Raw genomic sequence first — 23830 nt, 5'->3', positions numbered from 1 at the left:
ATGGCAGAGAAAAATGTTTATCAGGTAGCCGACTGGAATGGCCAAAGCGGGGAGCGCTGGGTCGCTTACCAGGCCCGGCTCGATGCCATGATGGCGGTTTTCGGCCAGGCCGCGATCGAAGCCGCCACGCCCGTTACGGGCGAACGCGTACTGGACGTCGGCTGCGGCGCGGGGGCGACTAGTCTGGATCTGGCCGCCCGCGTCGGCGCGGGGGGCCAAGTGCTGGGCGTGGACATATCCGAACCGCTGATCGGCAAAGCACGCGCTTTAGCGCCGCAGGACACGCCGATCCTGTTTCAGGTGGCAGACGCCAGCAGCGCCGAGTTGCCCGAGGGCGCGTTCGACATCCTGTTCTCGCGCTTCGGAGTGATGTTCTTTGACGATCCGACAGGGGCATTCGCTCATATGCGCCGTGCGCTCAAGCCGGGCGGGCGGGTCGCTTTCGTCTGCTGGCGCGCCATGGCCGAGAACGATTGGGTGCGCTTGCCGATGGGCGCGATCAAGGGCATCCTCCCGCCGACGGCGCCGCCCGATCCCGAAGCGCCCGGCCCGTTCTCGTTCGGCGACCAGGGACGGGTAGCGCGTATCCTAGCGGCGGCTGGCTTCACCGATATCGCTATCGCGCCCTTCAATGCTTCCATCCCGTTCGGCGAGGGCGGGACGCGGGACGCGGCGATCGACGACGCGGTGGAGATGACACTCGAGGTCGGCCCGTTGTCGCGCGCGCTCGCTGATCAGCCAGACGACATCCGGGCCCGCGCCTCGGCCGCGGTTCGTGCCGCCTTCGCGGACCGTCCCGGCGAGCGGTCGGTGATGATCGACGGCGCGGCGTGGATCGTCACGGCGCGCAATCCGGCAAGCTGACAGGGATAGCAGGGGGAGCAGTAATGCCCACAGAGCCCCAGTGTGCGGTGTCCGCGAACCATTCGATGGACAGCCGCCTGATTGAAGTTTCTGGAATATCCGGTTAGGTAGCAATGCGTGAATTTTCCATGGCCGCATCATCGCGCGGCGTTAGACGCGGTTCTTTTTCGAAGTATCCTGTCCCATGAGCCTTGAATCCGTTCGCGCCTTTCTCGGCGCCCATGCACCCGATATCGAAATCATCGAGACCGCCGAGAGTTCCTCGACGGTGGCGCTTGCTGCCGAAGCCCACGGCGTCGAGCCGGCCCAGATCGCCAAGACGATCTGCCTGCGCGTCGGCGAACAGGCGATGCTGGTCGTTGCCGGCGGCACGGCGCGGCTCGACAATCGCAAGTTCAAGGATACCTTCGGGGCCAAGGGGCGTATGCTCGATGCGGAGGAAGTCGTGTCGGTGACGAGCCATCCTGTCGGCGGCGTCTGCCCGTTCGGCCTGCCCTCGCCGCTGCCGATTTACTGCGACGTCTCGCTGAAGCGCTTCGATGAAGTCGTGCCTGCGGCCGGCTCGACCAATTCGGCCGTGCGCATCGCTACCGGCCGGCTGGCGGAACTGACCGGCGCGCGCTGGGTCGATGTCTGCCAGTAAAGCTGCGGAAGAACTTCAAACCCAGGAAAGACTACCTATATTAGCTCTCGATGTGCCGTGATGAGCATGACAGGAGATCAGGAATGCCGGGTGCCGTTTCGCGTTTTGCCAAGTTTGCGGCGATTGCCGTACTGACGAGCGCTACCGTTTTTGCTTCGCTTGGGGATGCCGAGGCGCGTCGTGCCGGCGGCTCCGGTTTCGGCAGCCGCGGCACGCGCACCTTTCAGGCGCCGCCCGTCACCCAGACCGCGCCGACCACTGCCGCGCCGATCGAACGGTCGATGACGCCGCGCACAACTGCGCCGGCAACGGCGCAGCAGCCCCTCGGCGCCCAGCGGCCCGGTTTCTTCAACGGCTTCGGCCGTTCGATGATCGGCGGCCTGATTGCGGGCGGCCTTCTCGGCATGCTGCTCGGTCACGGTTTCGGCGGCGGCTTCGGCTTCCTCGGCATGCTGCTGCAGATCGCCCTGATCGGCGGCGCCATCATGCTCGCCATGCGCTATTTCGCCAATCGCCGCCAGCCTTCCTATGGCGTCGGCGGCCAGAGCCGGTCCTACGGCCAGTCCTTCAACATGGCGCCGGCGAACAATTCATCCTTCCAGATCCCGGCGATCGGTTCGGGCGCCGGTTTCGGCGGTCAGCCGCGCGGCAATGGCCCGAGCGACGAGATCGGGCTGGCGCAGGCCGATCTCGACCAGTTCGAGGAATTGCTGACAAACGTGCAGACCGCCTACGGCGCCGAAGACTACGGCACGCTGCGCCGGCTGACGACACCGGAGGCCATGTCCTATCTTGCCGAAGAACTCGGTGAAAACGCCACCAATGGTGTTCGCAACCGCGTCTCCGACGTCAAGCTCTTGCAGGGCGATATTGCCGAGGCCTGGCGCGAAGACGGCCAGGAATATGCGACGCTCGCCATGCGCTATTCCTCTATCGATGCCATGGTCGAGCGCGACAGTGGCCGTGTCGTTTCCGGCGACGACCGCCGTCCGAGCGAAAGCACCGAAATCTGGACCTTCGTGCGCAAGTCCGGCGCGGACTGGAAGCTTGCCGCGATCCAGGGCACCGGCCAGCGCGCCGCTTAACGGCAGGCCATCTCGCTTTGTTTATATCGGCCGAAACCGCCAGGCGGTTTCGGCCGATATGGTTTAGTTGACCGCCACCGGTTTGGAGCGCATGCGCGAGACCGTCTCGCGTTCGGCGCGTTTGCAGCGCATCGGCGGCAGGCCGCGATCCATCAGGTCCATGTCTTCGAGCACCATGTCGCCCATCTTCTTGAAGGCGCTGTCGAGCGCGCCGGCGCGGTGCGCCGAGCGGAGGAAGCCTTTGAGGCTGCGCACCGGATGGCCGGCCGGCAGCGGCTCCGCCGGATAGACGTCGCTTGCCGCGACGATATGGCCCGACGAGACGGCGGCCATCAGCGCCTCGAAATCGACGACATCGGCGCGGCTGAGAAGGATGAAGGCCGCGCCCTTGCGCATGCTGGCGAAGGCCTCGGCGCCAAGGAAGCCCCTGTTTTCGCTGGTGACGGCTGCGACGACGAAGACGAAATCGCTCTTCGTCATCACATCCTCGAGGCTTGCCGGCTCGACGCCGCTTTCTTCGAGAATCGATCGCGGCAGCCAGGGATCGAAGACCCTGATGAGCGCCCTGAAGCCGGAAAGCACGCGGCGCAGCGCCCTGCCGAGATCGCCGAAGCCGATGATGCCGATCTCGGAACCGGCGACGAGCCGCGCGCTCGCATTGCCCTCCCCGCCCCAGAGCTCGCTGCCCTCGCGGAAGGCGACGTCCGCATCGACGATGCCGCGCGCCAAGGCCAGGGCGAAGCCGAGGCCGATTTCGGCGACCGGCTCGGCGAAGACCTGACCGGTCGTCACGACATGAATGCCGCGCTGGAACAGCACGTCATAGGGCATGTTGTTCAGGAGATTGCTCTCGACGTTGAGGATCGAGCGCAGGGCCGGCATTCTGGCGAGCGTTTCGGCTGAAAGCGGCGGCTGGCCGATGATATAGCGCGCCCTGCCGAGGATCTCGTCGCCGAGGCCGGCGATATTTTCCGGGTCGGCTTCGACGATTTCGTATTTCGCGTTGAGTTCGGCGCGCGCCTTGTCGCTGAAGATCAGATCGAGCGTGCGCGGTTCGGGCGCGCTGATCGCCAGCGGCCGTTCGGTATTGGTCATGGGCGTCCTCCTCTGTCTCAGTTCGACGATTGATAGCTGCTGGGCGAGGCCCTTTCCAGCTGGCGAAACGGAATATGAGCGCGTTGGCGGCGAAACGCTCCAGTTCTGCGCAGTCCGGCGCCAGAAGAAAGCAATCGAAAGCGGCATTTGCCTATCGGATAAGCAATTGAATTGGTTGGCATTTGGCAGGTTTTTCGTTGACGATGCAAATTCCTTGATCTAGCGTGACGAACCATGCCGATGTTCGGCCGCCGCAGGAATTTGAAATTTCACGAGGGAATCGAGCAATGAAATCAGCACTCAAGAGCGGCCTGCTTGCTTTGGCTGCCGTAGCGCTTCCGGCCGTCGCCTCGGCCCATCCGGCCATCGGCGAAGCCGCCGGCTTCAGCCATGGTTTTGCTCATCCGATGTCCGGCCTCGATCATATGCTCGCAATGGTGATGGTCGGGGTTTTTGCCTTTCAGCTTGGCGGCCGCGCCACCTGGCTTGTGCCGACGACCTTCGTTCTGGTGATGGCGCTCGGCGGCGCTCTCGGCGTAGCCGGCATCAACGTTCCCTTTGTTGAAACCGGCATTGCGCTTTCCGTCGTCATCCTCGGCGCCATCGTGGCGCTCGACGTCAAGGCGCCGCTCGCCGCAGCGGCTGGTCTCATCGGTCTTTTCGCCATCTTCCACGGTCATGCGCACGGCACCGAAATGCCGGAAAATGCTGCCGGCGCCGCCTATGCCGCGGGTTTCATGGCCGCGACGGCACTGCTGCACGCTGCCGGCCTCGCCCTTGGCTACGCCGTCGAGCGCGCCGGCGAACGCCAAGGTGCCCTGGTGACGCGAACGGCCGGCAGCATTGCTGCCCTTGCCGGCGTCGGCATCCTGTCCGGCCTGATCTGAGCCTGACGCCATTCCAGCCGCCCCCGCAGCGAGGCGGCCGCACCCGATATCGCCGTCACCAAACGCCCGGTAACACGTTGCCGGGCGTTTTTGCGTCATCTCGCAAATCGCTCCGGACTTGACTTAAGTCAAATCCAGCCGCGCCGGGTCGGGCTATATATGGTGCACGATCAACGAACCGACGGACATCCAAATTGACGCAGGGCCGCCTTGCAGATTGCCGGCTGGGTCCAAAAGTCTGTATAGTAATTTCAGAAATTTCTGAAATCACAGACGCTACGGAAACGACCATGAACCTTCCGCCTCTTGTCCAGTCCTTCGTTCTCCATTTCGGCGAAATGGGTTCCCGCTGGGGGATCAACCGTACGGTCGGCCAGATCTATGCCCTGCTGTTCGTCTCTCCTGCACCGCTCTGCGCGGAAGAGATCGCCGATTCCCTCAGCATCTCGCGCTCCAACGTGTCGATGAGCCTGCGCGAATTGCAGGCCTGGAACCTCGTCCTGCTCAAGCACAAGCCGGATGATCGCCGTGATTTCTTCATCACGCCGGACGATGTCTGGCAGATATTGCGGACGCTCGCCGAGGAGCGAAAGAAGCGCGAGGTCGATCCGACGCTGTCGGTTCTGCGCGAAATCCTGATGCAGCGCCCCGCCAGCGAAGCCGAGCGCTATGCGCAGGAGCGCATGGGCGAGATGCACACGCTGATCGAACAGCTGACGCATTGGTACGAGGATGTAAAACAACTTGAAACAGAAAGGCTCGCAACGCTACTCTCGCTTGGCGCGAAAGTGACAAAGCTTCTGGAGGCCAAGGATCGGGTCATCTCGCTCGGCCGCAGCCGCCGGCCGAATCCTGCGAACAAGAGTTAGCGCCATGGGCACTGCTTTCTTCGACGCGACAAACGAACCAGAGGTCCGGCCACGGGATGACGCCGCCGTCTTGCCCAGTGGCGGCGCGGCAAAGAGCCGGCTGCGCAGGGCGGCGATGCTGCAGGCGTTGGCCGCCGCCATCTGGATCCCGCAGGCCGGGTTGCTGGCCGTCTCCGTCGGCCGCATCGCCGATGGCGGCGGATTGCATGACGTTCTCTGGCCGGCTTTCGGCATCCTCCTCCTCGGATTGGTTAGAAGCTGTCTCGATGCGGCTGGCGGCCGCCTCGCCTTCCAAGCCGCGCGCGCCGAACTCAGCCGCAAACGCCGGATCGCCGTCTCGGCCCTTTCCATGTCGTCGCCGGTCGATCGCGGCCGGCCGGCATCCGGCAAAGCCGCAAGCGTTATCGGCGAGCAGGCCGAGCTCATCGTTGCCTATCTCGCCCGTTTCCAGCCGGCGCGCATGAAGGCGAGCCTGGTGCCGCTGGTCATCCTGGCCTTCATTCTGCCAGTCTCGTGGATCGCCGCACTGGTTCTGCTGTTCGCCGCGCCGCTGATCCCGGTTTTTATGGCGCTGATCGGCTGGCGCGCCCAGGCGGCCAGCGAAAAACAGCTTGCCGCGACCGGCGGCCTCAACGGCTTCCTGCTCGATCGCCTGCGTGGGCTGGCGACGATCCGCGCGCTCGATGCGGTCGACGCAACCGCCTTGCGGCTGCGGGATGAAGCCGAGTCGCTTCGTAAACGCACCATGGCGGTGCTGAGGATCGCTTTTCTCTCCTCGGCCGTGCTCGAACTCTTCGCCGCGCTCGGCGTGGCGATGATCGCCGTCTATGTCGGGTTCAGCCTGCTCGGCGAGATCCGTTTCGGCACCTGGTCAGGCCGGCTCGACCTGACAGAGGGCCTGTTCATCCTGCTGCTTGCGCCTGCTTTCTTTGAGCCGCTGCGCGAACTTTCGGCCGTCTGGCACGACCGGGCGGCGGGCGAAGCGGCGCTGAAAGCGCTCGACGCCCTTGCCGCCGGCGGCCTGCCCATTCAGGGATCGGGTGAAGCGAAGGCCTCTGCCGGCGACGACGCGCCTTCCATTTGCCTTGAGGATCTCGCCTTTCGCTATGGCGCCGACGCGCCGCTGGTCCTCGACGGTTTCAACCTTGAGATCGCCGCCGGCGAACATCTGGCGCTGCTCGGCGCCAGCGGTTCCGGCAAGTCGACGCTTCTTTCGTTGATGGCAGGGCTGGCGCCCTGCACCGGCGGCCGCATCGTCATCGGCGGCGTCGAACTTGCGGATGCGACCGCCGCCAGCCTGCGCGGCGGCATGGCGTGGATCGGCCAGAAACCACATATCTTCGCCGGCACCATCACCGGCAATATTTCGCTCGGGAGGCTCGGCATCGCCCGCGGCGAGGTGGCAAAGGCGCTTGATGCCGCGAGACTTGGAAAGGTGGCCGATGCCTACGGCAACCGGCCGCTCGGCGAAGCCGGGATCGGGCTTTCCGGCGGCGAGGCGTTGCGGCTTGCGATCGCGCGCGCGGCCTGCAATCCGCATCTCAAGATCATCCTGGCCGACGAACCGACCGCGCATCTCGACGCCGCGACCGCCGCCGAGGTGACGGAAAGCCTGCTTTCGCTTGCGCGCGGCCGGACTTTGATCGTTGCGACCCACGATCCGCAGCTGGCTGCCCGCATGCATCGCGGCATGCGCATCGACGCCGATCTCATCATCCGGGAGGCAGCCGAATGAGCACATTTGTTGCAGACCTCAAGCCGATCCTGCGCCTCTTCCTTGCCGAGCGCCGGCGCGCGCTGCTGTTTGGCGCGATGCTTTCGGCCGCGACGGTGACGGCGGGCATCGCGCTGCTCGGCCTGTCCGGCTGGTTCATCACCGCCACAGCGCTCGCCGGTCTTTCGGCGGCGGCCGCCATGACCTTCGACGTCTTTGCGCCGGCGGCCGGCATCCGCCTGCTTGCCATCGTCCGCACCGCGGCGCGTTACGGTGAAAGGCTTGCGACCCATGACGCCACGCTCGGCGTGCTCGCGGCCCTTCGCGAAAGGCTGTTTCGCGGCTTTGCCGAACCGGGCGCTGCCCGCGCTCTGCTGCATCGCCCTGCCCGGCTGCTGTTCCGGCTGACGGCAGACATCGACGCGCTCGACTCCCTCTATCTCCGTATTCTCGTGCCGGCTGTCGTGGCGATCGGCGCGGCATTGGCCGCAAGCGGGGTGCTCGGCCTGATGCATCCGATGTTCGGCCTATGCTTCGGCCTCTTTCTCGCCGGCGCCGGCCTGGGCCTGCCTTTGATCGCCGGCCGCGCGGCGCGCAAACATGCCCGCAGGCGCGCCCATGGCATCGAAGCGCTGCGGTCGCGGACGATCGATCTCGTCGCCGGCCAGACCGACCTGCTGATGGCTGGCCAGCTTGCCGCGCAAAAGAGCGCGATCATGGCCGCCGATGATTATACCGCCCGTGCCGATGACCGGCTGAACCGCGTCGAAACCGGCCTGACATTCGGCTTCGGCCTCGTCTCCACCTTGCTGTTGACGGCATCGCTGCTGACCGTCGCCGCCCTGGCAGAGACAAAGGCGATCACCGCGCCTGTCGCGGTCCTCGGCCTGCTCGTCGCCTTCGCGGTCGTGGAACCCTTCGCGGCGCTACGCCGTGGCGCCCTGGAGCTCGGCCGGACGCTGCTTGCGGCGAGGCGTATCTCGCCGCGGCTTGCCGTCGCGACGGCAGCCGAACCATTGGCGCCGCCGATGCCGGGATATGCCTTTTCGCTGGCTGGTGTGGCCGCCTACCATGAACGCTCGACCGTGCCCGTACTTCAGCACGTCGACCTCGTGCTCAAGCAGGGCGAACGGCTGGCCGTCATCGGCGCCAGCGGCGCCGGCAAATCCAGCCTGCTTGCTCTGCTTTCCGGCGAATTGGCGGCGGGGGCGGGAAGCGTCGCCGCGGTGACGGCGACCCTGCTGACGCAGCGGACGGAACTCTTCGAGGATAGCCTGCGCGGCAATCTCCTTCTTGCCAATCCGGATGCACGCGAGGCCCGTCTTCGCGATGCGCTCGCCGCCGCCGGTCTGCTGGCCGATGTCGAAGCCATGCCGCAGGGGCTTGAGACGCCGCTTGGCGAAGGCGGCCTCGGCCTTTCCGGCGGCCAGTCGCGCCGGCTGGCGCTGGCCCGGCTTTTTCTGCGCGACACGCCGCTCTGGCTGCTCGACGAGCCGACCGAAGGCCTCGATGGCGCCACCGCCCGCGATGTGCTCCAGCGCCTGTCGGCGATGGCGGCAGATCGCTCGCTTGTTATCGCGACCCATATCCGCCGCGAGGCCGCAATCGCGGACTGCATCGCCGTCATCGAAGGCGGCCGCATTTCAGACGTTTCGCGCCGTGGAGAGGCGGCGTTCGAAAAGGCGCTCGACCGGCTGCGGCCGGACTGAGCGAGACCTGCATGCCCTCAACCGCCACCCGGCGCTGAGGAACGCTCCGTACCCCGTGGGACCGTGGGAGAAAGACAATGGAACTAGATATCGTTGCGCTATCGCGCTTCCAATTCGCGCTGACCGCCCTTTACCACTTCCTGTTCGTACCGCTGACGCTCGGCCTGTCCGTGCTGCTGGCGATCATGGAAACCGTCTATGTCATGACCGGCCGCCAGATCTGGCGGCAGATGACGAAATTCTGGGGCACGCTGTTCGGCATCAATTTCGTGCTCGGCGTCGCCACAGGCATCGTCATGGAATTCCAGTTCGGCATGAACTGGAGCTATTACAGCTATTATGTCGGCGACATCTTTGGCGCCCCGCTGGCGATCGAGGGGCTGATGGCCTTCTTCCTGGAGGCGACCTTCGTCGGCCTGTTCTTCTTCGGCTGGGACAAGCTGTCGAAAGTCGGCCATCTCGTCGCCACCTGGGCGGTGGCGCTCGGCTCGAACTTTTCCGCGCTCTGGATCCTCATCGCCAATGGTTGGATGCAGAACCCGGTGGGATCGGCGCTCAATCCGCAGACGATGCGCATGGAGATCACGAGTTTCTTCGACGTCGTCTTCAATCCGGTCGCCCAGGCGAAATTCGTCCATACGGTCTCGGCGGGCTATGTCTGCGCCTCGATCTTCGTGCTCGGCGTCTCCGCCTGGTATGTGCTGAAGGGCCGACATATCGAGCTTGCCAAGCGCTCGATGACGGTCGCCGCCTCCTTCGGCCTGGCCTCGGCGCTCTCCGTCGTCGTGCTCGGGGACGAGAGCGGTTATCTCGCCACCGAAAACCAGAAGATGAAGCTTGCCGCGATCGAAGGCATGTGGAAGACGGAGCCGGCGCCCGCCGCCTTCACCGCCTTTGGCTTCCCCGATCAGGAAGCGCGCGAAACGCATTTCGCCGTTCATATCCCCTGGGTGATGGGCCTGATCGGCACACGGTCGCTGACGACCGAAATTCCCGGTATCGACAAGCTCGAACAGCAGGCCGAAACCCGCATCCGCGATGGCATCAAGGCCTATGACGCGCTGATGCAGATCCGTGCGGCGCCGGCGCAGGATCAGGTTGCGCAGGAAGTGCGCAGCTCCTTCGAGGATCTCGGCCATGATCTCGGTTACGCGCTTCTTCTGAAGCGCTATGTCGACGACCCGCGCCAGGCGACCGATGCGCAGATCGCTCAGGCGGCGCGCGATACCATCCCGCATGTGCCGACGCTCTTCTGGTCCTTCCGCATCATGGTCGGCCTCGGCATCTTCTTCATCCTGCTGACATCAACCTTCTTCTGGCTGTCGGCCCGGCGCCATCTCGACAAGTATCCGCTGCTGCTGAGGATTGCGGTGCTGGCGATCCCGCTGCCCTGGGTCGCCATCGAACTCGGCTGGGTGGTCGCCGAATTCGGTCGCCAGCCCTGGGTGATCGAAGGCGTGCTGCCGACGGCTGCCGCCGTCTCCAGCCTCGGCGCCGGCACCGTGCTTTTGACGATCATCGGTTTTGCCGCGCTTTACACGGTGCTGATCGTCATCGAGATGAGCCTGATGATCAAGGCGATCAGGCAGGGACCCGAGCCGGACGACGAGCCGGAAGCCGTCCTGATATCAGAAACTCTCGTCCCGGCCGCGGAGTGACTGCCATGATCCTTCACGAACTCATCGACTATGAAACCCTGCGCCTCATCTGGTGGCTGCTGCTCGGCGTGCTGCTGATCGCCTTTGCGACAACCGGCGGCTTCGATCTCGGCGTCGGCACGCTTCTGCCTTTCGTCGCCAGGACCGATACGGAACGGCGCGTGGCGATCAACACGATCGGCGCCACCTGGGAAGGCAACCAAGTCTGGCTGATCCTCGGCGGCGGCGCCATCTTCGCCGCCTGGCCGCCGCTTTATGCGGTTTCTTTCTCGGGCTTTTATCTCGCCATGTTCGCGATCCTCCTGGCGCTCATCCTGCGTCCGGTCGGTTTCAAATACCGCTCGAAGCGCGACAGTGCGCGCTGGCGCAACGGCTGGGACTGGGCACTCTTCATCGGCGGCTTCGTGCCGGCGCTGATCTTCGGCGTTGCCGTCGGCAACGTGCTGCAGGGCGTGCCCTTCCGCTTTGCCGACGATATGCGGATCTTCTACGAAGGCTCGTTCTTCGCGTTGCTCAATCCTTATGCCCTGCTCTGCGGCCTGTTGTCCGTCGCCATGCTGACGATGCATGGTGCGGCCTGGCTGGTCTTGAAGGCGAGCGGGCCGGTTGCAGAGCGCGCAAGAAGCTATGGCAGTATCGCCGCCCTTGCCGCAATCGTGCTCTTTGCCCTTGGCGGCCTCTTCCTGTGGATCGGCGTTGGCGGCTATCGCATCACCAGCGATATCAGCCCGATCGGACCGTCCAACCCGCTGTTGAAGAGAGTGGTGATCGAGAATGGTGCATGGCTTGCCAATTACAGCGCCCATCCATGGATGATCGTGGCGCCCGTCCTCGGCTTTGCCGGCGCGGCACTGGCCTTTCTCGCCATGCGGGCAAGGCGCGAGGTGATGACGCTCATCTTCAGCAAGGTGGCGATATCAGGCATCATCTCCACGGTCGGCCTGGCGATGTTCCCGTTCATCCTGCCCTCCTCGCTCGATCCGCGATCGAGCCTGACGGTCTGGGATGCATCCTCCAGCCATATGACGCTGTTCATCATGCTTGTCGTGACGGTGATCTTCCTGCCGATCATCGTTGCCTACACCGCTTGGGTCTACAAGGTCCTGTGGGGCAAGGTCGACGAGAAATCCGTCACCGACAAGAACAGCCACGCCTACTGAGGGAGACGAAACGATGTGGTATTTCGCATGGATCCTCGGCCTGCCGCTGGCAGCCGCCTTCGCCGTTCTCAACGCCATGTGGTATGAGCTGATGGACGACGCCGCCAAGAAGAAGGCGTCCGAAACGCTGAAGTAACTATGGAAAGAGCGCGGTTTCGAGCCGCGCCCTTTCTTCTATTGTCAGCCTTCCAGCCACTTCACCTGTTCGGGCGTCAGCCGGATGTCGAGCGCCGAGAGGCTGTCTTCCAGCTCGGCGACGGTGCGCGGCCCGATCAGCGGAATGACCGGGAAGGGCTGGGCGATGACATAGGCGAGCGCGATGTGGATCGGATTTCGGCCGAGCTTGTTGGCAAGCTCGATGGCGCGGTCGCGGCGTCCGAAATTGCGCTCGGAATACCAGACGCGCACGATCTCCTCGTCATCCTTCTTGTCGCGGCCGGCGCGGTCGGTAAAGAAGCCGCGGCCCTGGCTCGACCAGGCGAAGTTCGGGATCTGCTTCTCGTTCAGCCACTTCTTCCAGTCGTCGTCGGAGGCGGCGACGCAGCCGGCCCAGATCGGATCCAGCATCTCGGCGAGCGAGAAGTTGTTGGAGAGTGCGGCAGGTGCGGCCTTGCCTGATTTTTCGGCATAGGCGATCGCCTCGTCGAAACGCGCGCGTGTCCAGTTCGAGCCGCCGAAAATGCCGCGGATGCGCCCGCGCTTGACCTCGGCATCCATGGCATCGACGAATTCGCCGACCGGAACGTCGGTATTGTCGCGATGCATGAAATAGATGTCGACATAGTCGGTCTTCAGCCGGGCGAGCGACTGATCGAGCTGCTTGGCGATCATGTCGGGATAGCAGAGCGGCGAATGCGCCCCCTTGCCGATCAGCACGATCTCCTCGCGCGGCACCTTGCGGCTCGTATGCCAATCGCCGAAGATCGTCTCCGTCTTGCCGGCGCCATAGACATAGGCGGTGTCGAAGGCGTTGCCGCCGGCCTCGTAGAAGGCGTCGAGCGTCAGCGAGGCGGGCGCAAAGTTCGGGAAGAACTCGAAGCCGAGTGTCACGACCGAAGCCTGCTTGGAAATGCCCGGAATCTGGCGCTTCGGAATGCTGCTGCCGCGCGTGACCGTGCCGCCGGCAATATTGGCCGTGCGCTTTGCCGCCTTCTCGACGCCGTATTCGAGGCCGACCGAGGCGCGCCACTGGTCGAGCACGCGCAGGTTTCCGATCGAATCCGCCCAGCTCATGCCGGGAGTGCTGAACTCCGTCTTGCCGGCGCGGATGGCATCGCCCGCCGCGTCCGCCTCGAAGGAATAGAGCCAGCGATCTTCCTTGACCTCGATCGTCTCCTGCTTGCCGCCCTTGAAGATCTCGATATTGCCGACGCCGCCCTTGTGGCCGGAGGCGAACCAGAAATCCGCCACCTCGATCCGGCCTTCGGAGCCGATGATGCGCAGTACGTTGTCCTGCTGGGCCATGATCGAGCAGGAGACCTCGGCGATGATTTCGTTGGGGAACTTCAGCACGGCGGAAGCCCATTCGTCGACGCCGCTCTCTCCGAGATGGGCGACGCCCGAAACCTTCTCCGGTTCGAGGAAGGCTTTGCCCTCCGCCGCACCGGCGATCAGCCTCGCCATCGAGACCGGGTAGCCGCCGACATCGAGAATGCCGCCGCCTGCCGTGTCATTGGCGAAGAGCCGGTGTTCCGGCCGGTAGCTGCCCATATTGAAGCCGAAGCTCGAGCGAATGATGCGGAGCGTGCCGATGACGCCGCTCTTGACGAGCTCGACCAGCTTCTCCGTCTGCGGATGCACCCTGTACATGAAGGCCTCGCCGGCAAAGACGCCGGCTTTCTTCGCTTCGTAGTAGACGGCCTCGGCATCATAGGCCGAAAGCGCGATGGGCTTTTCCACAAGGATATGCTTGCCGGCGCGTGCCGCCTTGATCGCCCATTCGGCATGGCCGGTGTGAGGCGTGGAGATATAGACCGCGTCCACTTCCTTGTCGGCGAGCAGCGCCTCGTAACCATTGACGATGCGGGCACCGGGGAAGTTTTCGGCAAGTCCCGGCTTGGAAGGATTGCGGGTGGCGATCGCCACCAGTTTACCGGTGCGCGAATGGGCGACGCCGTCTGCAAAGGTGCGGGCGATGGTGCCGGGGCCGATGATGCCCCAGCGGATCGGTTGATCGGAAGTCATGGAAACCTCTTTCGTCTTTCTGCCTTGGGATTGGTTTAGCGGAGCCGTTTGCCGGCGCCGTCGAAAAGGAATGTGCGGCTTGCGGGAAGGCCGACCGTCAGGGTCTCGCGGTTGCCGGCGGTGCGCGATTCCGGCCGCTCGATGATCAGCTGCTCGCCGCCGATGGCGGCATAGATGTAGCTGGTATTGCCGAGGTGTTCGGCAACATCGATGGCGACGGTGAGATCGGCATCGCCCATGCCGGCATCGACGAAATGCTCGGGGCGGATGCCGAGCGTCACCTTGGCGCCTGTTTGGACGGGACCGGCGACGGGAAGCGACAGGCGCGTATTGGCATCGCTTTCCAGCGCGATCACCGCCCTGCCCGGTTGCGTCTCGACCACGACGGCCTTCAGGAAATTCATCTTCGGCGAGCCGACGAAGCCGGCCACGAACTGGTTGGCGGGATCGTCGTAGAGATCGAGCGGCGCGCCGATCTGCTCGATATTGCCGGCGCGCAGCACGACGATCTTGTCGGCCAGCGTCATCGCTTCGGTCTGGTCATGGGTGACGTAGATCATCGTCGTGCCGAGCTGCTTGTGCAGCCTCGATATCTCGACGCGCATCTGCACGCGCAGCTCCGCATCGAGGTTCGACAAGGGTTCGTCGAACAGGAAGACCTGGGGCTCGCGAACGATGGCGCGGCCGATCGCGACGCGCTGGCGCTGGCCGCCGGAAAGCTGCTTTGGCCGCCGCTTCATCAGCTCGGTGATTTGCAGGATGTCGGCGACATGGCGCACGCGCCGCTCGGTATCCGCCTTCGGATTGCCGTTCATGCGCAGGCCGAAGCTCAGGTTTTCCTCGACCGTGAGGTGCGGATAGAGCGCATAGGACTGGAAGACCATGGCGATGCCGCGATCGGCCGGCTCGACGTCGTTGACGACCCTGCCGCCGATCCGAAGCTCGCCTGCTGTAATATCCTCGAGGCCCGCGATCATGCGTAAGAGCGTGGACTTGCCGCAGCCCGAGGGACCGACGAAGACGACGAATTCGCCGTCCTTCACCTCCAGATTGGCGCCGTGAATGATCTCGAAGCCGCCGAAGCGCTTGACGATATTGCTGAGTGAAAGCTCCGCCATGCGGCCTCCCCGATTACTTGATTGCGCCGGCCGCGATGCCGGCGATGAAATAACGCTGCAGAGCCACGAACACGATGAGGATCGGCGCCGTCAGCAGCACTGCCCCTGCCATGATCCCGCCCCAGGAAACCTTGGTCAGGCCGATCAGCGTTCCCAATGCCACCGGCGCCGTCATCATTCCCGGTTTGGAATTGATGAGCAGCGGCCAGAGATAGTTGTTCCATGAGGCGAGGAAGAGGATGATCGCGAGTGCCGCCATGGTCGGGCTCGCCAGCGGCAGCGCGATGCGCAGGAAGATCTGCCATTCCTTGACGCCTTCGACACGCGCCGCATCGAAAAGCTCGCCCGGCATCATCGAGAAGGATTGCCGCATGAACAGCACGCCGAGCGAGTTGAAGAGCGGCGGCACGATCAGCGCCACCCAGGTGTTCGCCAGCTTGAATTCGCGCGCCACCATGATGAATTGCGGGATGACGACCACCGAAAACGGCAGCGTGATCGTGCCGATGATGATGGCGATGACGACGGTGCGGCCGACGAAACGGTAACGTGCCAGCGCCCAGCCGGCCATCGAAGTCAACAGTACCGAGAGGAAGGTGTAGATGATCGCGACGCCGACGGAGATCACCATCGCGCCGATGAAATCGGTGTCGGCCTGCAGGTTCTTGAAATTCTCGATGAAGTTGGTCGATGGCCAGAGGACGATCTCCGGGCTGAAGATGCCGTTGTCGGGCATGGTCGAGAACACGAACATCATCCACAGGGGAAACAGCCAGATCACCGCAAGCGGCGCCAGCACGGCGTGCAGGGCGATCTGGCGCATGAGGAGGGATTGCGACCTGGATTTCATTTCGGATCCCTCCCGACCCAGAGATTGAGAAGCGAGATGACCACGGCAAGGGCCGCCATCGTATAGGCGATCGCCGAGGCATAGCCGAAATTCAGCGAGGTGAAGCCCTGGCGGTAGAGGAAGAGGCCGAGCGTCTCGGTGCCGCCGCCGGGACCGCCGCGATTGGTGATGAGGAAGGGCTCGGTGAAGAGCTGCATGGTTCCGATCACCGAAAGCACGACGCAGAAGAGAATGATCGGTTTCAACAGCGGCAAAGTGATATGGAAGAACTGCTGCACCTTGCTCACGCGGTCGAGCGTCGCCGCCTCATAGACATCCTCGGGAATCGATTGCAGCCCCGCGAGGATGATGATGGCATTGTAGCCGGCCCAGCGCCATGTGACGGCGAGGATGATCAGCGCCATGGCGGCATTCGCATTGTCGAACCAGGAAACCGGGCTCAAGCCGACGGCGGAGATCAGCTTGTTGATGATGCCGAAATCGAGGCTGAACATCAGCCGGAACACCGCGGCATAGGCGACCTCACCGACGACGACGGGCGCGAAGAAGGCGAAGCGGAAAAGCGGGCGCGCTTTCAGGAGCGGCGAATTGAGCATGACGGCCATGACCGTCGCCAGCGCGATCATCACGGGCACCTGGATCACCAGGATGATCAGCGTGTTGTAAAGCGCGTTATAGAAGGCCGGGTCGTAGAAGAGCCGGCCCCAATTGGCCTGGAAACTGAATTTCCACGGATTGATGCGGGTGTTCTGAAAGGAAATCAGGAACGAATCGATGATCGGCCAGACCCAGAAGGTGGCGAAAACAAGCAGATAGGGGGCGAGGAACGCATAGGCGCTCCGGGTTCTGAACGGCATCGAGCCTCCTCCTCTCGAACGAACGAATGACTGGCCGCGTTGCAAGCCGGGAAAGCCGGGCGCATCAAGCGCCCGGCATCGTCATTCATTGTGCGATCGGAAGACCGGTCGCCGAGGCGATCTGGTTGGCGGCGTCGTCGAGAGCCGCCTTCGCATCGGGGTAGCCGCCAGCGAAGAACTTCGTCTGCGTCGCCTTGAAGATGGCTTCGGCATCGCTCTGGAAGGCGGTGCCGCGGCTCGGCACGATCTTCGGCAGCGTCGCCAGGATATCGGCCCAGACCTTCTGGCCGCCCCAATAGGGCTGCGGCTCATTGACGAATGGATCCTTCTCGGCCGAAAGCAGCGACGGAACCAGGCCGAATTCCTTCAGCATGGTAACCTGGCCCTCGTTGGTGCCGAGGGCGTAGTTGACGAATTTCCAGGCTGCTTCCTTGTTTGCGGAGGTCGCGGAGATGGCGAGCGACGAACCGCCGAGATTGGCCGCATGCGGGCCGTCGGCCGTCAGGCTCGGCATTTTGTAGACGCCCCACTTGCCCTTGAGATCGGGCGAGGTCGAACGAACGGTGCCTTCATACCAGCCGCCATAGAGCTGGCTTGCTGCCTTGCCGGCGGTATTGGCCTGGATCTTTTCGTCCCAGTTGGCCGATGTCAGCGTGCCGGCGTCCTTCATCTCCTTCACCTTTTGCAGCGAGGCGACGCAGGCCGGCTGGTTGATGGTGATGTTCTGACCGTCGGTCGAGAAATAGCCGCAGCCCTGCTCGTTGGCGATCATGCGGAACCATTCGCTGTCGCCGTTGAAATCGGCCTGCGCCATGACGACGCCGGGGTTGGCGGCGGAGATCTTCTTGCCGGCGGCAATGAAATCGTCCCAGGTGCTGATCGTGCTCGGATCGACGCCGGCCTTTTCGTAGAGGTCGCGGCGATAGAAGACGGCGACCGGGCCGGAATCCCACGGCATGGCGTAAGCGACGTCGCCGACTTCAAGCTCGGTGCGTTTGAAGTCGGGGAATTGCGCCTGGATCTCGGGCGTATAGCCAAGCTCCTTCAGATTGGCGAAGCAGTCGGGGAAACGGCTCCAGAAGATTTCAGCCTCGAAATTCTCGATGCTGACGATATCGGGCAAGCCGTCGCCGCCGGCGGCGCAGGCTGCCAGCGTCTTGTCGAACACCTGGCTGTTTCCAAGGTCCTCCACGGTGATCTTGATATCGGGAAACTGCTTGTTGAAGCCGGGCAGCGTGGATTTCAATGCCGACGCGGCGACATTCCAGCTCCAGATGGTCAGGTTGGCCGACTGCGCGAAGGCGGAGCCGGAAGCAAGCAGTGCGACAGCTGCGGTCGCAGCAAGAAGTTTGAAGCGCATTGAAAATCCTCCCTTTTCAATTGCCGATCTTTCACGAACGCGGTTAGACTATCCGCAAGGGAGCGGCTGTCTCCTAAAAAGGGAATATGGATTTGGCGGAAAGTAAGATCGGCACGAGTGCAATCTATCGGCCCGGCGCGAGCAGCATCGAAGGCTCGCCGACCGCGCTGCAGATGTTTCATGCCCATCCGCTCGTCATGGCCATGCCGCACTGGCATGCGCAGGTCGAGGTCAACTACGTCATGCGCGGCACTGTTCATTATCGGATGAGCGACCACGAATTCCGCCTGAACGCCGGCGAAATGTGCCTCTTCTGGGGCGGCCAGCCGCATCAGATGGACGAATCCTCGGATGATTCGCTCTATGCCGGCGCCCATCTGCCGCTCATCTATTTCTTCCGGCTGCGTCTGCCGATCAGCATTTCCAGCCGGCTGATGAAGGGCGAGACGCTGCTGACCTCGGCGACCGATGCCGCCGACAACGAGAATTTTGCCCGCTGGTTCCGCTATTCCAAGTCCGGCGATTCCGCCAAGGCCCAGCACGCGGTCGATGAACTGCTGCTGCGCATCGAGCGCATTGCGCTCGAACCCTATTCGATGACGACATCGAAGACGACCGTCAGCCTGGAAGGCGATCAGCCGCATCCGAATTCCTCGCGCAGCGTTGCGCGGATGTGCGATTTCATTGCCGCCAATTTCCTGCAGGATATCGATTCGGTCGATATCGCCCGCGCCGCCGACCTGCATCCGAAATATGCGATGAACCTGTTCAAACGGTCGACCGGCATGACGCTCAGCAAATATGTGACGCTGCTCAGGCTGTCGCGCGCCCAGGCGATGCTGATGAGCGAAGGCGCCAATGTGCTGCAGGTCGCGATGGACAGCGGCTTCGGCTCGATCAGCGCCTTCAACAAATCCTTCCGCCATATCGCCGGCATGTCGCCATCGGATTTCCGCCGGGATATCAGGCTGGTGACGACGATCTCCGCCGACGCCTTCCGGAACTAAGCCGACAGAGCTTGCCGGCCATGGCAAGCATCGGCTTACCTTTTCTCGGCGAGCTCGATCTGGATTCCGTCGGGATCGCGCAGGAAAGCGACCTTGTGCAGCACCTCAGCATTGATCGCGAGGCGCGGCCGCTCCTTGATCTCGACGCCGGCCTTCTCCAGCCGGGTGAAGGTCTCATCGACGCTTTCGAACAGGAAGGTCAGATGGCGCAGGCCAGCGGTTCCGTCCGGCACATCTGCAGCCCGTGCCGCGCCGCCTGCCGGGGCGAAGATTTCGAGCATGCCGCCGCCGGCGTCGAGAAAGGCGATCTCTCCGCCGTCGGCCGTCTTCTTGCGCAGATGCAGGCACAGGCCGAGCAGGCCGCAGTAGAAATCGACGGTGCGGTCCATGTCGCTGACGGTCATGCCGACATGCTCAAAGGATTTCAGCATCCCCCCCTGCTCAGACGTTCGCGGCCGCGCGCCGTTCCTCTTCCGGAAGCCAGGAGCGGTAGAGCGGATGATCGGCAGCGATCGGCATCGGCGTCGGCTGGCCAGTGCGCTGCGAGAAATAGGCGGCCGTCACCAGTTCCAGCGAATTGCGGGCATCCTGCAGCGTCACCGGCGGGTCGGTGTCCTCGACAATTGCCTTGTGGAAGAGTTCGAACTGCCGGGTATAGCCGTCCTCGCCCGGCACATAAGCGGCAAGTGCCGCGTCGACCCGCGCCTGATGCTCCTCCGTTCCCGCGGTGAAGACCCAGGGGTCGCGACCCATCGTATAGGGTTCGAGGACGCTTTCGGCGACAAGATCGCTGAAGCAGAAGCGCAGTCGTGAAATCTCCTTGCGCGAGCCGAGCGTCATCGACAGCGTCGCCAGCGAGCCGTTCTGCATCTTCACCGAAAGGGCCGCCGTATCCTCGACCTGGATCGGATTGACCAGCGTCGCGCCATAGGAAAAGACCTCGGCGCAGGGCCCATGCACGTAATTCAGCATGTCATGGGCGTGGATCGCATGGCCGAGGAGGCCGCCGCCGAGCTCGGTCGCCCATTTGCCGCGCCACGGCACGGCATAATAATCCGGTCCGCGCCACCAATGCGTTTCGATCGTCGTCAGGAACGGTTTGCCGGCAAGGCCCTGCTCGATCAGCAGCTTCAGCTTCTGCAGACCGGAGCCGTAGCGATATTGGAAGATCGGCATCAGTTTCCTGCCGGGGAAGCGGGCGAGGATGCGCTCCATCTCGTCGACCTCGGCGATCGAGCCGAAAAGCGGCTTTTCGCAGATCACATGCTTGCCGGATTCGATGCCCTTGCGGCAAAGCTCGAAATGCGAGCTCGGCGGCGTCGAAATGTCGATGATGTTGAGGTCGTCGCGGGCAAACAGCGAGTCTGCGTCCTGCGTGTATTCGCCGATGGCGAACTCTTCGCACAGCGCCCTGCCGCGATCCTCATCGAGCGAGCAGAGGACGGGAACCTCGAAGAGCTCCTTGTTCCAGCCGAAGCCGGTCAGATGCCGCGCGGCGATGCCTGCGCCGATGACGCCGACGCGTAATTTTCTGGTCATGAGATCCTCCTCAACGAGCGCCGATGCGCGCGGCTTTCGTCTGGGCTTCGAGCGAAAGGCGGCAGACTTCGAAAACATGCTCCTGTGTCATCGCCGTCTGCGTGCGATTGCCGACATCGGCGGTGAAAGCATCGAAATAATCGAGCTTTTCGTCGCTGCAATCGATGTGGGTCATCTCCTTGCCGTTGACGAGGAAGAGGTGATCCTTGCCCGGCCGGCCGGCGATGTCGATATATTTGCGCAGCTCGATATAACCCTCGGTGCCGAGGATGGTGAGGCGTCCATCACCCCAGGTGGGCAGCGCCTCCGGCGTGAACCAGTCGACGCGGACGTAACCTGCCGCCCTGTCGGAACGGAGCAGCACTTCGCCGAAATCCTGGAAGGCGGGCTTTTCAGGCATGCCGAAATTGCCGATCGAGCTGGCGATGACCTCGCCTGACGTCGAGCCGGTATAGAACAGGAACTGATCGACCTGATGCGAGGCGATATCGACGATGATGCCGCCGAAATATTCCGGATCGAAGAACCAGTCCGGCCGGGTCGGCAATTGCAGCCGGTGCGGACCCACGCCGAGCGTCTGGATCACTTTGCCGATCGCGCCTTCCCTGACAAGCTTGCCGGCCTTGACGGCGGAGCGCACGCAATGGCGCTCGGAAAAGCAGATGGAAAAGATCCTGCCGGTCTCAGCGACTGTGCGCTTGACCTCTTCGAGTTGGGCGAAGGTGGTAACACCAGGCTTGTCGGTCATCACATCCTTGCCGGCTTTCATCGCGCGGATGGCGAGGCCGGCGCGATCGCGCGGGATGGCCGAAATGCAGATGACGTCGATCGACGGATCGTCGAACAGCTTCTCCCGGTCGATCTGCGGCGCGTCGGGATAGGTCTTTTCAAAGGCTTCCCGCAGTGCCGGCACGGAGGTCTGCGGGCAATAGCCGACGAACTCGCCGCCGGCGGCGAGCAATCCCTTCACATGATCGAACGTATGCCCATGGTCGATTCCGACGACGGCAAATCTCAACATCGCTGCAATATCCTCCCGGGATTTTCCTGGCACCGGCCGAGCCGGCATCCTCCATATCGGCCAAAACAGATAACGAAAGCTGGCACCTGTCAAGGCAAGATCGACGGTGAAATCCCCAAGTCGCTGCATTAAGTATTTGAAAAACAGCTGTTATTTTGTATCTAAATAGTTATTTTGCCGCATGTTGCGGTTGGAGATCCGCCTTTCGATCCGACAGGGCGAAAGTCTTTTTCCCCCACGTATCTTGCCCCGTCTCCATGAATGTGATCGATTTCGGCCGCCGCCGGGCTGGAGGGCGGCAACGACTTCGAAAATTTTCAAAGAGCGCTCCCCGCTTGCCTGTGACGGAGGATCACCATGTCTCATCCCCTTCTCGATGCCGCCGCTTCGGGTGGTCTTTTTGTCGGCCGCGTCTGGAGCCCCGAGGTTGCCGGCCCGAGCATCGTGACGCTTCGCGAGGGGATGCTGATCGACATTACCTCGCGTGAGGCACCGACGCTGAGCGCCTTGCTCGAAAAGGAGGATGCCGCCGGCTTCGTCCGTGCCGCAAACGGCAAGGCGATCGGCTCGCTTGAAGAGGTCGCTGCCAACAGCAAGGGAGCGCCGGATGAGGCGCGCCCCTATCTGCTTGCGCCCGTCGACCTGCAGGCGGTCAAGGCCTGCGGCGTCACCTTCGCCCAGTCGATGATCGAGCGCGTCATCGAGGAGAAGGCGGCCGGCAATCCCGATCGCGCCGCCTCGATCCGTGAGCGTGTCAGTGCGCTGATCGGCGGCAGCCTCACCAATCTCAAGGCCGGCTCGCCCGAGGCGGCCAAGGTGAAGCAGGCCCTGATCGATGAGGGCATGTGGTCGCAATATCTCGAAGTCGGCATCGGCCCGGATGCCGAGGTCTTCACCAAGGCACCGGTGCTCTCCTCCGTCGGCTGGGGCGCCGATGTCGGCCTGCATCCGATCTCGACCTGGAACAATCCCGAGCCGGAAATCGTGCTCGCGGTCAACAGCCGCGGCGAGATCAAGGGCGTGACGCTCGGCAACGACGTCAACCTGCGCGACGTCGAGGGCCGCTCGGCGCTCCTGCTCGGCAAGGCCAAGGACAACAACGCCTCCTGCTCGATCGGTCCCTTCGTCCGACTGTTCGATGCCGGTTACGGCCTCGATGACGTGCGCAGGGCCGAGCTTGACCTGAAGGTCACCGGCGAGGACGGCTTCGTGCTCAACGGCAAGAGCTCGATGTCGCAGATCAGCCGCGATCCGACCGACCTCGTCAAACAGACGCTCGGCCGCCATCATCAATATCCTGACGGTTTCATGCTTTTTCTCGGCACGCTGTTTGCGCCGACTCAGGATCGCGACGCGCCGAAGCAGGGTTTCACGCACAAGATCGGCGATGTCGTCGAGATTTCCTCGGCAGGCCTCGGCGCGCTCGTCAACACGGTGCGCCTTTCCACCGAATGCCCGCCATGGACATTCGGCATTTCGGCGTTGATGGGGAACCTCGCAAAGCGCGGATTACTGTAAGTTATTCAGCGCATAGCTTGTTGCGAAATGCACCGGCTCGGTGTCAGCCGCTCTGACCAACAGGTTTGCTATGACAAATAGCTCGTTACAAAGCGGTAGCCACGAACGCTCAGATGAACAAAAAGTGCGCCTTTGTGCCGCTAACAACGCGGACCTGTATCAGGCAATATTCCGTGCCCATGGATTGCCTGATCAGCGAACCGGCGCATTTTGGACAAGTGATGCAGTCGCACCTCCATACTATTCTAAAGCGTGTCGCAATTATTCAGCCTCATAGCCCGCGGCTTTGAAGAAGTTTCGACATTCTGTGACGGAGAAGAGGCTGACGATATCGCCAAGAGCTTGAGTGATGGCGTCGAAGCTTCGGGCGGCACGTTTTCGTAGTAAGGCTTTGAGCTTTGAAAAGGCCATTTCGATAGGGTTGAGATCGGGCGAATAGGCGGGCAGGAAGAGGAGCCATGCGCCTTTTGCCTTAACCAGTTGTTCGGCTCGCTCGCTTTTGTGGAAGGCGACATTGTCGAGAATGACGACATCGCCGCGCGATAGTGTCGGGACGAGCTGGGTTTCGATCCAGGTTTCGAAGATGCGCTGGTTCATTGGCGCGTTGACGATCCAAGGTGCAGCCAAGCCATGGCACCGCAAACCGGCGATGAAAGTCTGCGTCCTCCATTGGCCGAAGGGCGCGTGGGTGC

The 23830-nt window shown here is 63.1% G+C and carries 22 protein-coding genes; 12 read left to right on the top strand and 10 right to left on the bottom strand.

Annotation, left to right across the window (positions count from 1 at the left end):
- The 3 genes from CO670_RS18225 (at position 1) to CO670_RS18215 (ending at position 2592) form a co-directional block, all read left to right on the top strand.
- The gene (locus CO670_RS18225) at positions 1-864 is read left to right on the top strand and encodes a class I SAM-dependent methyltransferase (RefSeq protein ID WP_097591535.1); all 864 of its coding nucleotides are present in this window, start codon (positions 1-3) and stop codon (positions 862-864) included.
- Between the two features lie 184 nt (positions 865-1048).
- The gene (locus tag CO670_RS18220) at positions 1049-1507 is read left to right on the top strand and encodes a YbaK/EbsC family protein (RefSeq protein ID WP_097591534.1); all 459 of its coding nucleotides are present in this window, start codon (positions 1049-1051) and stop codon (positions 1505-1507) included.
- Positions 1508-1590: 83 nt separating this feature from the next.
- Complete coding sequence (locus CO670_RS18215) at positions 1591-2592, top strand: Tim44 domain-containing protein (RefSeq protein ID WP_097591533.1); 1002 nt, start codon at positions 1591-1593, stop codon at positions 2590-2592.
- A 63-nt stretch (positions 2593-2655) separates the two neighbouring features.
- On the opposite strand, the gene CO670_RS18210 is transcribed toward CO670_RS18215, so the two are convergent.
- A complete protein-coding gene (locus CO670_RS18210) occupies positions 2656-3687 on the bottom strand; it encodes a hydroxyacid dehydrogenase (protein WP_097591532.1) in 1032 nt (343 codons plus the stop codon).
- Positions 3688-3974: 287 nt separating this feature from the next.
- Between CO670_RS18210 and CO670_RS18205 the strand changes: the two genes are divergently transcribed.
- The 7 genes from CO670_RS18205 to cydX all read left to right on the top strand — a co-directional run bounded on the left by CO670_RS18205 (position 3975) and on the right by cydX (position 11820).
- A complete protein-coding gene (locus CO670_RS18205; protein WP_097591531.1) occupies positions 3975-4574 on the top strand; it encodes a HupE/UreJ family protein in 600 nt (199 codons plus the stop codon).
- Positions 4575-4864: 290 nt separating this feature from the next.
- A complete protein-coding gene (locus CO670_RS18200; protein WP_097591530.1) occupies positions 4865-5443 on the top strand; it encodes a GbsR/MarR family transcriptional regulator in 579 nt (192 codons plus the stop codon).
- Between the two features lie 4 nt (positions 5444-5447).
- The gene (cydD, locus tag CO670_RS18195; RefSeq protein WP_097591529.1) at positions 5448-7178 is read left to right on the top strand and encodes a thiol reductant ABC exporter subunit CydD; all 1731 of its coding nucleotides are present in this window, start codon (positions 5448-5450) and stop codon (positions 7176-7178) included.
- Positions 7175-8866: an ATP-binding cassette domain-containing protein gene (locus CO670_RS18190; protein WP_097591528.1), complete on the top strand. Its 1692-nt coding sequence runs from the start codon at positions 7175-7177 to the stop codon at positions 8864-8866. The genes cydD and CO670_RS18190 overlap by 4 nt, the downstream gene beginning before the upstream one ends.
- A 77-nt stretch (positions 8867-8943) precedes the next feature.
- On the top strand, positions 8944-10524 hold the full coding sequence (locus CO670_RS18185) for a cytochrome ubiquinol oxidase subunit I (RefSeq protein ID WP_097591527.1): 1581 nt from the start codon (positions 8944-8946) through the stop codon (positions 10522-10524).
- A gap of 5 nt (positions 10525-10529) precedes the next feature.
- Complete coding sequence (cydB, locus tag CO670_RS18180) at positions 10530-11684, top strand: cytochrome d ubiquinol oxidase subunit II (protein WP_097591526.1); 1155 nt, start codon at positions 10530-10532, stop codon at positions 11682-11684.
- A 13-nt stretch (positions 11685-11697) separates the two neighbouring features.
- Entirely contained in the window at positions 11698-11820 is a 123-nt protein-coding gene (gene cydX / locus CO670_RS18175; protein WP_040143024.1) for a cytochrome bd-I oxidase subunit CydX, read from the top strand.
- 44 nt (positions 11821-11864) lie between these two features.
- Here cydX and CO670_RS18170 read toward each other — a convergent pair whose 3' ends face one another.
- From CO670_RS18170 to CO670_RS18150, 5 genes are all read right to left on the bottom strand, one after another.
- The gene (locus CO670_RS18170; protein WP_097591525.1) at positions 11865-13868 is read right to left on the bottom strand and encodes an aldo/keto reductase; all 2004 of its coding nucleotides are present in this window, start codon (positions 13866-13868) and stop codon (positions 11865-11867) included.
- Positions 13869-13903: 35 nt separating this feature from the next.
- Positions 13904-14986 (bottom strand): sn-glycerol-3-phosphate ABC transporter ATP-binding protein UgpC, encoded by a 1083-nt coding sequence (gene ugpC / locus CO670_RS18165; RefSeq protein ID WP_097591524.1) that lies wholly within the window; start codon positions 14984-14986, stop codon positions 13904-13906.
- Positions 14987-14999: 13 nt separating this feature from the next.
- Complete coding sequence (locus CO670_RS18160) at positions 15000-15836, bottom strand: carbohydrate ABC transporter permease (protein WP_097591523.1); 837 nt, start codon at positions 15834-15836, stop codon at positions 15000-15002.
- Positions 15833-16693 (bottom strand): sugar ABC transporter permease, encoded by an 861-nt coding sequence (locus tag CO670_RS18155; protein WP_097591522.1) that lies wholly within the window; start codon positions 16691-16693, stop codon positions 15833-15835. The genes CO670_RS18160 and CO670_RS18155 overlap by 4 nt, the downstream gene beginning before the upstream one ends.
- A gap of 85 nt (positions 16694-16778) precedes the next feature.
- Positions 16779-18053 (bottom strand): extracellular solute-binding protein, encoded by a 1275-nt coding sequence (locus CO670_RS18150; RefSeq protein WP_097591521.1) that lies wholly within the window; start codon positions 18051-18053, stop codon positions 16779-16781.
- Positions 18054-18139: 86 nt separating this feature from the next.
- On the opposite strand from CO670_RS18150, the gene CO670_RS18145 reads away from it, so the two are divergent.
- Positions 18140-19060 carry a helix-turn-helix domain-containing protein gene (locus CO670_RS18145; RefSeq protein ID WP_088674758.1) on the top strand — a complete coding sequence of 307 codons (921 nt, stop codon included), beginning with the start codon at positions 18140-18142 and terminating at the stop codon, positions 19058-19060.
- Between the two features lie 35 nt (positions 19061-19095).
- Here the strand turns inward: CO670_RS18145 and CO670_RS18140 are convergent, their stop codons facing one another.
- From CO670_RS18140 to CO670_RS18130, 3 genes are read right to left on the bottom strand one after another with little or no spacing between them, the layout of a single operon-like run.
- Positions 19096-19491: a VOC family protein gene (locus CO670_RS18140; protein WP_097591520.1), complete on the bottom strand. Its 396-nt coding sequence runs from the start codon at positions 19489-19491 to the stop codon at positions 19096-19098.
- 10 nt (positions 19492-19501) lie between these two features.
- Entirely contained in the window at positions 19502-20599 is a 1098-nt protein-coding gene (locus CO670_RS18135; RefSeq protein ID WP_097591519.1) for a Gfo/Idh/MocA family oxidoreductase, read from the bottom strand.
- A 10-nt stretch (positions 20600-20609) separates the two neighbouring features.
- On the bottom strand, positions 20610-21620 hold the full coding sequence (locus CO670_RS18130) for a Gfo/Idh/MocA family oxidoreductase (RefSeq protein ID WP_097591518.1): 1011 nt from the start codon (positions 21618-21620) through the stop codon (positions 20610-20612).
- A gap of 357 nt (positions 21621-21977) precedes the next feature.
- Here CO670_RS18130 and CO670_RS18125 point away from each other — a divergent pair, with 357 nt between their 5' ends.
- Positions 21978-23138 (top strand): fumarylacetoacetate hydrolase family protein, encoded by a 1161-nt coding sequence (locus CO670_RS18125; protein WP_097591517.1) that lies wholly within the window; start codon positions 21978-21980, stop codon positions 23136-23138.
- A gap of 261 nt (positions 23139-23399) precedes the next feature.
- Here the strand turns inward: CO670_RS18125 and CO670_RS18115 are convergent.
- Positions 23400-23830, bottom strand: a 431-nt coding sequence (locus CO670_RS18115) for a transposase (RefSeq protein WP_141502334.1), incomplete at its 5' end; no start/stop codon positions are given.

Source organism: Rhizobium sp. J15 (assembly GCF_002531825.1).
Classification (GTDB): Bacteria; Pseudomonadota; Alphaproteobacteria; order Rhizobiales; family Rhizobiaceae; genus Rhizobium.
The sequence above is the reverse complement of the archived record's forward strand: the minus strand, read 5'-3'. Positions and strand labels throughout refer to the sequence as shown.